The organism is Faecalimonas hominis, assembly GCF_054660755.1.
In genome coordinates this window covers 31,442-46,099 of record NZ_BAAHSH010000034.1, presented here as the reverse complement: position 1 = coordinate 46,099, position 14,658 = coordinate 31,442, and the positions used below count along the sequence as shown (strand labels likewise).

General features: G+C 36.7%; 17 protein-coding genes. 6 read left to right on the top strand and 11 right to left on the bottom strand.

Annotation, left to right across the window (positions count from 1 at the left end; genetic code table 11):
* From ACYQ35_RS06710 to ACYQ35_RS06675, 8 genes are all read right to left on the bottom strand, one after another.
* Positions 1 to 532, bottom strand: a 532-nt coding sequence (locus tag ACYQ35_RS06710) for a hypothetical protein (protein ID WP_459831462.1), incomplete at its 3' end; no start/stop codon positions are given.
* Between the two features lie 215 nt (positions 533 to 747).
* Positions 748 to 2,112 carry a 23S rRNA (uracil(1939)-C(5))-methyltransferase RlmD gene (gene rlmD, locus ACYQ35_RS06705; protein WP_459831458.1) on the bottom strand — a complete coding sequence of 455 codons (1,365 nt, stop codon included), beginning with the start codon at positions 2,110 to 2,112 and terminating at the stop codon, positions 748 to 750.
* A gap of 20 nt (positions 2,113 to 2,132) precedes the next feature.
* On the bottom strand, positions 2,133 to 2,699 hold the full coding sequence (locus ACYQ35_RS06700; RefSeq protein WP_459831455.1) for a CDP-alcohol phosphatidyltransferase family protein: 567 nt from the start codon (positions 2,697 to 2,699) through the stop codon (positions 2,133 to 2,135).
* Positions 2,700 to 2,754: 55 nt separating this feature from the next.
* Entirely contained in the window at positions 2,755 to 2,997 is a 243-nt protein-coding gene (locus ACYQ35_RS06695) for a DUF4366 domain-containing protein (RefSeq protein WP_459831452.1), read from the bottom strand.
* A gap of 173 nt (positions 2,998 to 3,170) precedes the next feature.
* Entirely contained in the window at positions 3,171 to 5,396 is a 2,226-nt protein-coding gene (gene pcrA, locus ACYQ35_RS06690; RefSeq protein ID WP_459831449.1) for a DNA helicase PcrA, read from the bottom strand.
* Positions 5,397 to 5,471: 75 nt separating this feature from the next.
* Positions 5,472 to 5,993, bottom strand: a complete 522-nt coding sequence (locus tag ACYQ35_RS06685; protein WP_009757289.1) for a cysteine hydrolase family protein — start codon at positions 5,991 to 5,993, stop codon at positions 5,472 to 5,474.
* Positions 5,994 to 6,001: 8 nt separating this feature from the next.
* Positions 6,002 to 6,322, bottom strand: a complete 321-nt coding sequence (locus tag ACYQ35_RS06680) for a hypothetical protein (RefSeq protein WP_009757290.1) — start codon at positions 6,320 to 6,322, stop codon at positions 6,002 to 6,004.
* The gene (locus ACYQ35_RS06675) at positions 6,319 to 7,164 is read right to left on the bottom strand and encodes a PH domain-containing protein (RefSeq protein ID WP_459831444.1); all 846 of its coding nucleotides are present in this window, start codon (positions 7,162 to 7,164) and stop codon (positions 6,319 to 6,321) included. Before ACYQ35_RS06675 ends, ACYQ35_RS06680 begins: the two co-directional genes overlap by 4 nt.
* Positions 7,165 to 7,287: 123 nt before the next feature.
* On the opposite strand from ACYQ35_RS06675, the gene ACYQ35_RS06670 reads away from it, so the two are divergent.
* The 4 genes from ACYQ35_RS06670 (at position 7,288) to ACYQ35_RS06655 (ending at position 9,625) form a co-directional block, all read left to right on the top strand.
* Positions 7,288 to 7,893: a DUF1836 domain-containing protein gene (locus tag ACYQ35_RS06670; RefSeq protein ID WP_009757292.1), complete on the top strand. Its 606-nt coding sequence runs from the start codon at positions 7,288 to 7,290 to the stop codon at positions 7,891 to 7,893.
* A gap of 63 nt (positions 7,894 to 7,956) precedes the next feature.
* On the top strand, positions 7,957 to 8,682 hold the full coding sequence (locus ACYQ35_RS06665) for a phosphatase (protein WP_009757293.1): 726 nt from the start codon (positions 7,957 to 7,959) through the stop codon (positions 8,680 to 8,682).
* 71 nt (positions 8,683 to 8,753) lie between these two features.
* A complete protein-coding gene (locus ACYQ35_RS06660) occupies positions 8,754 to 9,041 on the top strand; it encodes a YerC/YecD family TrpR-related protein (protein WP_009757294.1) in 288 nt (95 codons plus the stop codon).
* A gap of 107 nt (positions 9,042 to 9,148) precedes the next feature.
* Positions 9,149 to 9,625, top strand: coding sequence for a DUF6512 family protein (locus tag ACYQ35_RS06655; protein WP_009757295.1), 477 nt, complete (start codon positions 9,149 to 9,151; stop codon positions 9,623 to 9,625).
* Here the strand turns inward: ACYQ35_RS06655 and ACYQ35_RS06650 are convergent, their stop codons facing one another.
* Together ACYQ35_RS06650 and ACYQ35_RS06645 are read right to left on the bottom strand one after the other, a co-directional pair.
* Complete coding sequence (locus ACYQ35_RS06650; RefSeq protein ID WP_459831437.1) at positions 9,626 to 10,213, bottom strand: ABC transporter substrate-binding protein; 588 nt, start codon at positions 10,211 to 10,213, stop codon at positions 9,626 to 9,628. It lies immediately after the preceding gene.
* Positions 10,170 to 12,119, bottom strand: coding sequence for a recombinase family protein (locus ACYQ35_RS06645; RefSeq protein ID WP_459831433.1), 1,950 nt, complete (start codon positions 12,117 to 12,119; stop codon positions 10,170 to 10,172). The genes ACYQ35_RS06650 and ACYQ35_RS06645 overlap by 44 nt, the downstream gene beginning before the upstream one ends.
* Before the next feature lie 190 nt (positions 12,120 to 12,309).
* Between ACYQ35_RS06645 and ACYQ35_RS06640 the strand changes: the two genes are divergently transcribed.
* Positions 12,310 to 12,630 carry a TfoX/Sxy family protein gene (locus ACYQ35_RS06640; RefSeq protein WP_028088277.1) on the top strand — a complete coding sequence of 107 codons (321 nt, stop codon included), beginning with the start codon at positions 12,310 to 12,312 and terminating at the stop codon, positions 12,628 to 12,630.
* A 109-nt stretch (positions 12,631 to 12,739) separates the two neighbouring features.
* Positions 12,740 to 13,219 carry an MGMT family protein gene (locus ACYQ35_RS06635; protein ID WP_459831429.1) on the top strand — a complete coding sequence of 160 codons (480 nt, stop codon included), beginning with the start codon at positions 12,740 to 12,742 and terminating at the stop codon, positions 13,217 to 13,219.
* A 357-nt stretch (positions 13,220 to 13,576) separates the two neighbouring features.
* On the opposite strand, the gene mobV is transcribed toward ACYQ35_RS06635, so the two are convergent.
* Positions 13,577 to 14,551 carry a MobV family relaxase gene (gene mobV, locus ACYQ35_RS06630; RefSeq protein ID WP_459831426.1) on the bottom strand — a complete coding sequence of 325 codons (975 nt, stop codon included), beginning with the start codon at positions 14,549 to 14,551 and terminating at the stop codon, positions 13,577 to 13,579.
* Between the last annotated feature and the right edge of the window lie 107 nt (positions 14,552 to 14,658).

Sequence of the window (14,658 nt, the reverse complement as noted above, 5' to 3'; positions counted from 1 at the left end):
AATCAAAAATGGTTGACACCTTTTCAAAATAGCCGTTTATATATCCCTGGTACAAATCATTTAAAAAAATGTGACAGGAATACTGTGCCTTATGCCCTCCGGCAGAAATCATCTCTTTACCTTCATACTTTTTCAAATAGGATTCCGGTTTAAAATATGCCCAAACATTAACATCATCATAAGAGTATAGACCAAGCCAAAACACATCACCATCACATGAATATTTATCATAAAATAACTTCCAATTATTATTGTATTGAATTCTCTTTAAATCTTTTGGATGCTGACCTTCTTTTCCACCCATAAAGGTCAGATTTGCAGCCATGATATAAGTTGCTCTCCCATCATCGCCTTTGATAACCCCTGTAACAACCTTTTGCCCTTTAAAAAATTGAATTACATTGAAAGAATCTCCCAGAGCATTTTTTAGCAGAGTTTCAATTTCATTTCGTGTCTTTTTTGTATCCGGAGAATATTCTACTATTAATTCATCATTGAGCATTTTAAATTGTCGTGGTAACGCATTCGCCATATTATATCTCTCCTTTAGTTATTCGTTTTATGATAAGCAAGTCCTTCCTGTACATGCTATGGGAGTTTCCATTTTTGTATTGTACCATATTTTTGTGTCTTTTTTAAGATAGTAATATGAATGAATATATTGGATTTAAAGTAAAAAATCCGAGAGTTGAGGTCCTCCTACTCTCGGAAAATTTTTATATTTCAATCATTTTCACACTTTTTCTTTTATACCTTACTCAACAGAGCGACCGTCTCCACATGTGCCGTATTCGCAAACTGATCCACAGCCACACATTTCTCCACTCTATATCCTCTCTCCTGTATCATCTCCAAATCCCTTGCAAGACTTGTCACCTTACATGAAATATACACAATTTTATCCACCTGATAATCCAATATCTTAGGAAGGGCTTTTGGGTGAATACCATCTCTTGGCGGATCTAACACAATCACGTCCGGTTTCTCCTCAATCTCATCAAGCACTTTAAATACATCGCCTGCTATGAATTTACAGTTGGAAAGTCCGTTATGTTCTGCATTTTCTTTTGCTGCCTCAACAGCCTCCTCGATAATTTCCACACCGATTACTTCTTTTGCCACAGGCGCAAGTATCTGACCGATTGTCCCCGTTCCGCTGAACAAATCATAAATTGTCATGTTATCAATATCACCGATGTATTCCCTCACTGTGTCATACAAAACTTCCGCACCGACAGAGTTTGGCTGGAAAAATGAAAATGGTGTAATCTTAAATTCCATGCCTAAAAGTTCTTCATAAAAATAATCCTGCCCATATAACAGAATCGTTTTATCACTCTGCACTACGTCCGACAAGGAATCATTTAAAATATGCAAAATACCTACTATCTTGCCTTCCAATTGAAGAGCAAGCAATCTGTCAACCAACGGTTGCATATCGTGTTCCTCCTGCGTTGTCGTAACAAGATTAATAAGAATTTCACCCGTTTTGTCACCGCGTCTCAATAACAAATGGCGAAGATAGCCTATATGCTGCATCTTTTTATAATATCCCACGCCTTTTTCCTGAAAATACGTCAAAACGCAATTCAAAATCTTCGTCATATCTTCATGAACCAATTTGCAATCCGAAGCGGTCAGCACATCATATGTACTTCCCTTTTTGTGCAGACCAAGAGAAAGCGGTCCGTCTTTATATTCATCTCCGAAAGAAAACTCCATTTTATTTCGGTAGGCAAACTGCTTTGGACTTTTCTTAACGCCCTCAAATACATAATCATCTTTGACTACAGCGTCCAGAATCTCTTTTACCTGTTGGCTTTTCATTTTTATCTGTTCGTCGTAAGACATTGTCTGATACATACAGCCGCCACATTGTGGGAAAATGCTGCATACCGGCTCATTTGTTTCATACGGTGACTTTTCTAAAACCTCTAAAAGTCTTCCTTCTGCCTTCCCTTTTCGCATTTTGTTTATACAGAATTTCACTTTCTGTCCCGGAATACCGTTTTTTACAATCACCTTTCTTTCTTCGGATTCCACCGGTACAATTCCTTTATTTAAAAATTCTACCCTTTCGATAATCCCTTCATAAATCTGTCCTTTTTTCATTTAGTAAAACCTCTCCGCTTCTATTCTTTTAATATTTTTCTATATTCAGGAATATACAGAATAAGTGATAATGTTAACAAAATACCACTTACTAAAATCATTCCGTTTGCAATATCCATATTGATATCCGGTATTAAAATAAGTGCAAACATAATAACATACAACACTGCTGTCGACACTTTGCCAAACCATCTTGCACCGTTTAACATTTTTCCTCTTCTAATTAAAATGTATCCCATAATGCCCATAAATCCTTCTTTCACAATGAGAAGGCAGGCAACTACTGCGAACCATTCAAATCGAACGGATAATGCACAGACAATTGCTATCTGTGTCAACTTGTCCGCAATCGGATCTATCGCTTTCCCAAGTTGAGTAACCATATGAAACTTTCTCGCCACAAATCCGTCCAGAAAATCCGTGATGCCTGAAATACCGATAATCACCGCCGCCATTCTGTAGTCTGCTATGGAATCTGCCGTTAAATATCTCCATAAAATAACGGGAATCAATATAATCCTAAAATATCCCATCAGGTTAGGGATTGAAAAAATCTGTTTCTTTAAAGGTACATCTCCTAAAACCATAACCTCTTCCTCCAAATAGATTAGGCAGGACTTCGTCCTGCCTAATTGTTGCTACCTAAATCTCATCTTCATCTCCGAAAAACTCATCATCGAAATCATCTTCAAAGTCTTCCTCAAAGTCTTCTAAATAATCCGGTGTAAAGAAACGATATACTGCATATGCAATTACTGCAACAGCCGCAATCACACCAACAATTGCAAGTACCCAAAGTACTGTATTTTTTGTCTTATCCTCATCTTTTTTGTGTAATAAATCGCTTACTTTTGATGCTGCAATAATGTCTTCAAACTTACTCATAATCGCACGTCCTTTCTATATTGATTTTTCCTATACAAGTATCATTTTCCTCATTATACCACTTGTATCTATAGATTTCTACTATTAAATTTTCATTCTTTTGTAAAACAAAACGGGTTTTTATACCTCTTCTTCTGACTATATATTATATGAAAACACCGATTTTTTATCCTCTAAATTTTTTGTAATTTTGCAAATGTGGCAAACATCTTTTTCACGCCCACAGTATCAAACTGCACTGTCACTTCATAATCTCTTCCACCTGCCGTCATCGCAGTTACAAGGCCTTCTCCAAATTTCATGTGTTTTACTCTGTCACCCACATCATATCCCGGACCTTCTCCCGATGCCGTCCCAAACTGTTTGATTGGTTTTGCCGTCGAGAATGCTTTCGTTTTAAATGTCTGTCGCGCCTGTGCATATGCAGTCTGTTTTGGCACGTCCATCGTGTTTTTCTCCACTATATTTCCTGTATCCAACAACTCTAATGGAATTTCTTTCAAAAATCTGGACAGTTTATTATATTGGGTTTCCCCATGTATCATGCGGCGTCTTGCGCAAGTCATTGTCAAACGCTTTCTGGCTCTTGTTATTCCCACATAACAGAGACGTCTTTCTTCTTCAATTTCCATAGGATCATCTGCAGTGATTATCATATAACTCGGAAATAATCCGTCCTCCATTCCTGCCAGATATACATTTGGGAATTCCAGACCTTTCGCACTGTGTAACGTCATAAGGACAACATAGTCACTGTTCTCATCTAACGTATCCACATCTGCTACTAATGCGACTTCTTCCAAAAATCCGCTTAACGTCGGCTTTTCGTCCTCACATGATTCCTCATATGCAATGATTTTACTTTTCAACTCTTCAATATTTTCTATCCTTGTCTCCGCCTCAATTTCACTTTCTGCTTCCAAAGATTCAATATAACCTGTCATCTCAATAATTTCTTCCATTAATTGTGACAGAGACATCTTTTCCGACTGTTCTTTAAAATGCTCAATCAGAGCCACAAAAGATTCTATTTTGGAGAGACTTCTTCCTATATTATCTATCAAATCTGCTGAGGAAAGTGCATCGTAAAAACTAATCCCTCTTTCTAACGCATTTTCCTGCACCCTGTTTACCGTAGTAAGACCAATGCTTCGTTTTGGTACATTGATAATTCTTCTAACTGCCAAATCATCTTTACCGTTATCAATCGTTTTCAGGTAAGACAGCAAATCTTTAATTTCACGTCTGGCATAAAAGTTTACGCCCCCGATAATTTTATACGGAATGTTTGCCGCAACAAATTTTTCTTCAAACATTCGTGACTGAGCATTTGTGCGATATAAAATCGCATTATCGCTATATGTATACCCTTTACCAGAAACTCCTTTTCGGATTTCATCGACAATATATTCCGCCTCATCAAATGCCGTATCAAACTGTCTGAAACCGATTTTTTCTCCCTCTTCGTTATCTGTCCACAGCGTCTTGTCTTTTCTTCCTGTGTTATGACGGATAACCGCATTGGCAGCATTCAAAATATTTGCAGTAGAACGATAATTTTGCTCCAATTTTATCACTCTCGCATCAGCAAATACTTTTTCAAAATTTAGTATGTTTTGTATATTCGCCCCTCTAAATTTATAAATAGACTGGTCATCATCGCCGACAACACACAGATTTTTATATTTTCCTGCTAAAATACGAATCAACTGAAACTGAACTGTATTTGTGTCCTGATATTCGTCAACCATGATATAGCGGAATCTCTCCTGATAGTAATCCAAAACATCAGCCTGTGTCTGAAAGAGTTGTACGGTCTTCAAAAGTAAATCGTCAAAATCCAGCGCATTGTTATCTCGAAGTTGTTTCTCGTACTCTTTGTAGACTTTTGCTACTTTACCTTTGACATAATCTCCCGCTGCATTTAACTCATACTCTTCCGGTGTAACTAACTCATTCTTTGCAGAAGAAATCTCACCCAAAAACATTCTTTCTTTATAGACTTTCGTATCAATCTGAAGCATTTTGCAGACATCTTTCATCAATGTTTTCTGGTCGTCCGTATCATAAATAGTAAAATTTGTATCATATCCCAGTCTGTCAATGTGCCGTCTTAAAATTCTGACGCACATGGAGTGAAACGTGCTGACCCAAATGCTCTCTGAACCAAATCCCACAATCTTGTCTACACGCTCTCTCATCTCTCCTGCCGCCTTGTTTGTAAAAGTAATTGCAAGAATATTCCATGGGTTTACACCCTTTTCTTCTATTAAATATGAAATTCGGTGCGTCAGGACTCTTGTTTTTCCCGAACCTGCCCCCGCAAGTATTAGAAGCGGTCCCTCTGTGTGAAGTACCGCCTCTTTTTGTTCTGTATTTAATGTATCGTAAATACTCATCTGTAACTTCCCCTATTATTTTATTTCCATATAGTAACCTGTTTAGTATAGCATTTTGCCCCATCTATTTCAACGCTATTCCTCCACAACTTCTATCTGGCAAACTTTCATTGCTTCCAGTGTCTGCTTATGACTTTGCGGCGTCACTCCCGCACAACAGGAAGCATCAACAATAATCGGAACTTCCGGAAAATATGCTTTTAACACCATCGCATTTGAAATCACACAGATATCCGTGCAAAGTCCTACCAGTGTGATACTTTCAATTTTCTCTTTTTCATCATATTTCTTTAAAATTTCCGGCAGTTCCCTGCTGCCGAAAGTTTCCTTATCAACAGGCGTTTCTGAAAGCAGACTTTGAATTTCCCCGTTAATCTGCCACCCCTTCGTATTTCGTATACAATGTTTTACCGGAAGTTTTCTTCCTTCCTGCGTTTCCAAATAATTTTCTTCATGTGTATCTCTAGTTGCCAGTATCTTCCCGTCAAACATTCTGATTTTTTCCATTACTTTCGGCACGATTGATACCGCTTCTTTCGTTCCTAACGCTCCATCAATAAAATCATTTTGCATATCAATTACAACCAATATATTCATTTTTTCTCTCACTTTCTTCTATATTTTGATTCTATTTTCATATAAACAATCATCATTCCTATGCTTTCAAACATAAGCCCGATTACGCTGAATAAAATCACCGGTGAATTTTGTTTCGAAACTAATAGTGGCAATCCAAGCAGAATAAAACCGATTCCAAAACATACAAAGAGTTTTCCTACTGCCCTGTTATACGCTTTCACATCGTCTATCGGTACGGTTTTTGCATTTGCCCAAAAGCCTGCCGGCTTTTCCGAAAAATAATCATAAATGCCAATTCCCATAAAAACGAAAGCGATAACTGCCCAAATCATAAATGCTATTTTCATTTTTCACACCTACTTTCTAACTCTTTCTTAAACATTTTCAAATGCACAGGAGAAATCAATGCAAATTTATGCATTCCCGACACCACATAATCTATTTCCACTCTATCCAGAGAACGCGCTGGAGCAGAAAGAGGATTATGTGTTTCTTTTATATTTACAATAGATGAATACGCAATTCTTTGCTTACCCAAATATCCTGCCGAAATCAAGAAATGCTCCGAATATAAAATATATTTTATTCTTACAAGAGGTACTACAAGAAGTAATATAAGTATGACAACCACTAATGTTATCCATTCCACTTTTCCTTTATTCAGCAGACTTTGAAAGAAAATCCACAGTTCCCCTCCAATAACCAAAATAAATAATAAAGCAAGCCACCAGTCAACTGCCGTCCGATAGGCAATGCCTTCCTCCCGACTTTCCGCCTGAACAAATTTCGCTTTTTCGCTCGGATTGCCTGCGGAATGTTTTCGTGCCTTCCCTATATAAACAACAATAGGTGTAAATGTAGTAATCAATGTTATCCATGTTATCATAGGGTAAATTGTCTGCAGATGTTCATTGTCTTTTTCATTTGCATACTTAGACACCCCGCTTGTCTTTAAATAATAAGAAACAACAGAGAGGCTCCCCAAAACCAACCAAAGAACAAAAAACAGAAGAATCAATTCTTCTTTCCCGCCAACTCTGTCCACTTTCCCAGAGACTCCGTAGTGTGCAGGAATTTTATCCGGAATATAATTCCAAAACAATATAGGCAAAATTGTAACTGCCAATCCGATTATCACAGTAATTTTGCGTACAATTTTGCATGTTCGCAATACCTTTTCTTCTCTCATAAGCGTTCCCTCCCTGCTCTATTTGCCCTCATTATACTCCTCTACAAACCTTTTGCAATAGTTATTTTTTATGCTTGTCATCTAGTTTTTAATACTATATAATAGATGTATTGAGGTGATGAAATGACAATTGATAAAAATGATTTTTTAAACAGTATTCTTTCGAGTCTTTCTCGAATTAATTACGTAAAATTGGAAGATATTCCAAATATTGAACTTTATATGGATCAGGTGACAACGTTTATGGAAACGCAACTTGCCGCTTCCAAACGCTATGAAGAAGATAAAATTCTTACTAAAACAATGATTAACAATTATGCAAAAAACAATCTTCTTCCACCACCGGAAAAAAAGAAGTATTCAAAAGAGCATATGCTGGTGCTGATTTTTATTTATTACTTTAAAAATATTCTTTCCATTAAAGATATTGAAACTTTGTTGAAACCGATTACGGATAACTACTTCCACTCCGATTCAGATTTCAATCTGACCACCATTTACGAGAAAATCTGCAAGTCGGAAAAGGAACGTATTAATTTTCTTCAGGAAGATATCAAAAACATTTATACAACTTCCATGGAAAATTTTCAGGAAATTGACACGGAAAACAAGGAATTTCTTCAACTGTTCTCCTTTATTTGTACACTCAGTTTTGACGTATATGTAAAAAAACAGTTGATTGAAAAACTTATCGACTTACTTCCCGAACCGGAAAAAAAGAAGAAATAATATGAACTTTTATACTTTAGCACAACGTAGTTTAATACGTCAGATCCATAGAGGAGGTCACAAATGAATTTATGTATTGATACACATTCTCACACAATTGCAAGCGGCCATGCTTACAGCACTATAAGAGAAATGGCGAAAGCAGCGGCAGAAAAAGAACTTTCCGCACTTGCCATCACAGAACACGCTCCTGCTATGCCTGAGACTTGTGGAAATTTTTACTTTTCTAATTTAAAAGTTATCCCTCGCACAATGTATGGAGTAAATCTGCTCTTTGGCGTGGAACTAAATATATTAGACGAAGAGGGCAACATTGATCTGCCTCCTTCTTTATTAAAAAGTGTAGATATTGCCATTGCAAGTATTCACACACCATGCTTTCAGGAAAAACGCGGAATTGAAGAAAATACAAGGGCGTATATTCGCGCTATGCAGAATCCTTATATTGATATCATAGGACACCCTGATGATTCCCGTTTTCCTATCGATTATGAGCAGGTTGTATATGCCGCAAAAGAAACCGGAACTCTTTTAGAGGTAAATAATTCTTCTCTTTCCCCGGGCAGTTTTCGTGAAGGTGCAGAAGAAAATTTAAAAATTATGTTGTCTCTCTGCAAAAAGCATCGTGTCCCAATCACTACAGGAAGCGATGCTCATGTAGATATTGATGTGGGTAATTTTACCTACAGTTCCAAAATATTAGCAAGTTGCGATTTCCCCGAAGAACTTATCGTAACAACAAATCTTGATAAATTAAGAAAATTTTTGAAACGTAATAAAAATATGTAGACTTCAAAAGTTTACTGTGCTAAAATAGAAAAGTAGTTTAAGAAATACAAAATTATAGGAGAATTAGAGATATGAGTAAAAAAATCAGAACAGAGTCCGTAGATTATCTGTTTGATGCTATTCTAAGTCTAAAAGATAAAGAAGAATGTTATACATTCTTTGAAGATGTTTGCACGATTAATGAACTACTTTCACTGTCACAGCGCCTTGAAGTAGCAAAGATGCTTAGAGAGCAAAAAACATATTTAGAAATCGCAGAAAAAACAGGAGCGTCTACAGCAACTATCAGCCGTGTAAACCGTTCACTCAACTATGGAAACGATGGCTATGATATGGTATTTGAGAGATTGCATAAGTAATTTAAAGAAATCGGAACTTAAATGTAAAAACATAAAAGTTCCGATTTTTTCTTTGCCTTATATTTTTTTATTTTATGCACATACTATAGTCGAAAGGAGTGTATACAATGAAAAACAATTTAAAACATTATACATTTATCGGAATTCTATTCGTCAGTATTTCGGGGACACTATCGCATTTTGTATATGAATGGTCCGGAAAAAAACCATTCTTAGCACTCTTCTTTCCCATAAACGAAACTACATGGGAACACATGAAACTTATTTTCTTTCCCGCACTGGCTTTCGCACTGTTTATGGCCTACAGATTACGTTTTTTATATCCTCACATTATTTCCGCCCTCTCTGCCGGCATTTTATTAGGTACATTTTCTATACCTGCTATTTTTCATGCGTATAGTGGAATTTTAGGGTTTCATACACTTTTTCTCGATATCGCAACATTCTTATTGAGTGTATTTATCACCTTTATTTCAGCCTACTTTTTCACAATCTCCGACAAATTAAAAAAGCAATCTTTTTGGATATTTCTCATTGTTTGTCTCGCTCTATGCTTTTTCTTCTTTTCTATAAGAGAAATTTAATTACTTATATGCTTTTTTTGCAAATTCCGTTGTTACAAGTTCTTTATATGGAACTCTTTTCTCCAACTCATCAGAGCTTTCCAAAATGTCCTGCAGCAATTCAAAACTTTCTTTTTCAAAGATTAAGTTTTCTTTCCACGTTTCCTGCTCGGCATATCTTTCTACAATTGTCGTAATCGTTTCCATATCTGCATCTTTAAATTGCGGTTTTATTATTTTCGCAATTTCTTCAGGTGTATGAGACTGTACATAGTCCATTCCTTTTTGCAGTGCATTTGTAAATCCCTGTAACATTTTTTTGTTTTCTTTTATATAACTTTTCTTTGCACAAAAGGCTGTGTATGGAACGTAACCGCTGTCTTTTCCAAGAGATGCTACGACATGACCTTTTTTCTCTGATTCAAGCAGTGTTGCGCTTGGTTCAAATTCAACGGTGAAATCGCCTTTTCCTTCCGAAAACGCCGGTGCTGTAGATCCAAAATCAATACTCTGATTTATTTTCACATCTTTTTGTGGTATCATACCATTTTTCTTCAAAATATACTCAAATACCATTTCCGGCATACCACCTGTCGTCACTAATACCATGTAAATAATCATCTGCTAGATGTTTCGCAGTGGTTTCTGCTGATACATCCGGCAGATAGTCTTTGGTAAGCTGCGTGATTTCTTCTTTTGACTTTACAATATTGTATGGCTTCAATGGATTATCTGTGACTTCAAGAATTCCAAGTTCCTTCATCAGCTCAATATATGGAAGGATACTCTGTTTTGTTTTCTTGAATCCCAGATCAGTAATATGCTCTGACAGATATTTTGCAGAAGAAAATCCACGTTCATCCTCAGCAATCAGTTTCATCACAATCGCAATCATGGTATTTTCTCTTCGGTTCATTTCATCAGCAGGACTGTAACTAATCAGATTAGACAAGCCGTATTTCAGTGTAATTTCCGGCATCCCGTCTTCGTCCACTACGATTTTTTCAATCAGAAGTTCAATATCTCTTCGGTCAAGGCTGCCTCCTGCAATGATTTTATCTACCACCTCAAGAGCATTTTTTAGTTTATCCTTTACATCAGGCGTTTCTATGGCAGTTTCATTCAGTTCTTTTATCTGCATTTCCAGACCATGAATTTGAGCAAATAAGTCTTTCTGCATAGAATCATACGTTTCATTGATTAAATCTTCATTTCCTGCAGCGACAGCCAGATCTTTTACTTTTTGGGTAAGCAGAACTTTCAGTTGACTTTTTCGCTCATTGATAGCTGTGTGCAGTTCCTGCCGTTTTTCCGCTATTGTTTTTTTCTCTGCTTCAAAATCCTTTAAATCATAGGTAGAAATAACTTCACAGAGAGCATTTCGACACATCTTGATATAAGTCAGAACATCTTCCATCAGATCATCTTCTTCAATTAAATGTGCCTTGGAGCAATAACGTCTGCCTTTGGTGTTATAAGTGGTACAGATGTAATATTTCCGTTCCTTGCTGGAAGTTTTGCGTTTAATTGGTGTAAGGCGGCTGCCACAGTCTTTACAGAACAGGCAACTGCCAAAAGGATTCGGAATCTCTGAGCCAAGCCACTGTCTCCGGCTTCCCCGATAATTGGTACGGTTACGTTTTTCCTTTAATTCCTGTACCAACGCAAAGGTAGCCTTATCAATAATTGCCGGGTGATGATTCTCAAAAATACATTGTTCTTCCTTTGGCACACGTTTATCTTTTCCATGAACCGTATTTCTTGCACGTTTTTTCAAACGAAAAGTACCAATGTAAAAATCATTATCCAGTATTTCTTTTATCATAGCATCAGACCATTTAGAAGCTACCTGTCTTTTAGACAGTCTGCCTTCTTCTATTTCACGTTCACGCTGTATCATAGATGGAGTGGATGCGCCCTGTTCGGTCAGATACGTGGCAATCTTGCGGTAGCCGGAACCGGAAAGATATAAGTCATAAATTTGTTTAATATATTCTGCTTCTTTTGCTACGATTTCCAGAACAGTCTTATCTTTTTCATTGCGGCGATAGCCAAACGGCGGTCTTGTAATCAGTGTTCCCTCTTTTTGCCTGGCTCCTATGGCACGTTTAATTTTCTTACTGGTGTCTTTGACATATCGCTCATTGAACCATGTCTTAATACCAATGGTATCGTCACTGGAATCCATTGAATCATAATTATCGTCAATCACAATCAGATGTTTGCCACGCTCCTGAAATTCGTCCAGAAGCAGCAGAACCTTTGCATTATGTCTGCCAAGGCGTGAAAAGTCTTTGACATATATAGTATCAATATCTTTATCCATATCCATCATCATTTGTTGAAATCCCGGTCTGTCAAAAATATAGCCGGAGATACCATCATCTTCATACCAGCGGTCAATAACCACACCATGAGCTGCTGCATACTGGTTGATAATCAGCTTCTGATTTTCTATGGAAACATAATTCCTTTTATCATCGTCTCTGGAAAGACGGACATATCCTGCATTCATAGATGTTCCTTTCTTTAAATGTAAATATAATTATTATGCTCTATGTAATTATATTATATATTTAAAATTGGAAGATGTATATAGAAAAATCTTAAGATTATTAAAAACAGATAGTATTAGACATTTTTGTTGATTGCGGAAACAGGCAGAATTTGATACAATTTTAGAAATAACAATTTGAGGAGGAAATATGGCATCAAGCAAGGAATACTTAGAGTTTATTTTAGGGCAGCTATCTGAGTTAGAAGAAATTACTTATCGAGCTATGATGGGAGAATTTATTATTTATTATCGTGGCAAGATTGTAGGCGGTATCTATGATGATAGATTACTTGTTAAACCAGTAAAATCAGCAATTAGTTATATGCCGACAGCTCCCTATGAATTACCCTATGAGGGAGCAAAAGAGATGTTGTTGGTAGATGAAGTTGATAATAAGGAATTTTTGACAGGCTTGTTTCATGCAATGTATGATGAACTGCCAGCCCTAAAACCGAAAAAGAAGAAATAGACAACTTCCTGTTTTGGTAACTGATAAATCGGAAGTTGTCAAGTTTTTCAAACAGCCTCATTGCATAGGAATGCCAAACAGATTATCCTTAAAGTAGGAGGTGGCAGAAATGGCAAACGAAGATAAAAAAGATTTTAATGCTATGTTGCACGATAATAAGGATATGCCCAAATTTCAAATTATTACAGACCAGAAAAGCATTGAAAAATATGGTGGCAGTAAAATGTATTTTGCACCGCCAATCGACTATGACAAAGTAATGAAAAAAATTCCGTATGGTAAAGTGATTACCGTCGGAAAAATACGAGAATACTTTGCAGAGTTAAGTGGTGCAGATTTTACAGAACCCATTACGGCAGGAATTTTTGTTTCTATTGTGGCATGGGCGAGTTATCAGCGTTCAGAAGATGAAACGCCTTATTGGAGAACATTAAAAGCGAACGGAGAACTAAATGCTAAATACCCAAATGGTATTGAAGCACAAAAAGAAAAATTAGAAGCAGAAGGACACACCATTATGCAAAAAGGGCGTAAAAATGTACGATATTATGTAAAGGGCTATGAAAATTCCCTCTTTGATTTGAAGTAGGCTTTGGAACAATAGATGGTTACGCTTATAAGGATTATTGGACAATTGATAGATAACTTCAGGTTTGTATAATTAAAGCACTGGTTAAATCACACATTATCCCAGTGATTTTTGACCAGTGCTTTAATACCATCATGAATATTAGTGTTTGAATCTCCATCCAGAAATGTGACAACCCGAAAGCCGATATCCGCATATTTCCTACGTTCAGCTTCAAATTCTTCCTGTGAAGAAAAATCATTGCGCCAGAGATAATACGTTGGCTTCCGCAAGGTTATCACATCCTTTCTTTTAAATTTTTTATAACTATCATATAAAAAGTGGACAGTTTTCGTGTCTGTCCACTTTAAAATAATTTTACCGTTCACGATCTGAATGGGTTAATTGTCCTCGTTTTGCCAGTTCCAGTATTTCTGGTGGAATACGATTCATCAGATTCTGGAGATTTTCATAGTCAGCTCTGAGTCTGACATCATCCATTTTCTTTCGTATACTGCTGGACGTTGCTTCTTTTACCTGTCTGCTTAAATCCTGTGTCTGACTTTTTAATGATGCATTATCTGACTTTAAAGAACTGATTGTCTTATCATATTTCCGGACCTGTGTCTGAAAGTTCTCCATTGCAGGAAAGAATTTCTGTAAAAGTTCTACTGCTTTATCTGTATTTTTACCGGCATTAAAGAAATTTGTGTTTTCCAGTAAATCAGTAATCTGCTTAGCCTGCCGGGTAAGATGCGCTGCTTCTTTAAAAAGTCGTGGTGGAATATGTTCACGTCCGGTCATGCTGGCGGCTTCTCCTCGTTCCAAATCTGGATATTTTTCTACCATATGTTTCCAGAACTCATCCTGCCACCAGGTCAGCTTTTTCTTATTTCCAAGAATCTCTTTTGCACAAAGTCTTCCATCCTGAGTTATCGGGACAAAAGAAAGGTGCATATGTGGAGTTTTCTCGTCCATATGCACCACAGCCGAAAGGATTGTCTCTGAATCCTGATATTTCTCTATAAATTCCAAAGCTGTTTGGAAATACGCTCTGATTTCACTCTTTTTCTTACCTTTGAAAAATTCTGGTGTAGCGGTAATTAGAACTTCAACAACACGTACACTGTCTTTGCGTGTCCGGCATCCGTATTCTTCAATCAGTCGATTCGACTCTGCCCGGTACTTCCCGACTGGTTCAATGAAATGATAATTCAAATTTCTTCGACTGTTGTCTATATCCGGATTACTGGCATATTTTTCTTTTTTCCGTTCATTGTGAGCTTCAATATTGCTGATTTCAGGTCCTTTGTATTTTGCAAATCTTAAAATACCGTATTGTGCTTTTTGCATTTGTACTTCCTCCTTTCCCAAAAACAGGCTAACTGTCATATTATTTTGACAGCCAACCTGAAAAATATATAATGTGTAACTTACATTGAATCACTACGTACATACGT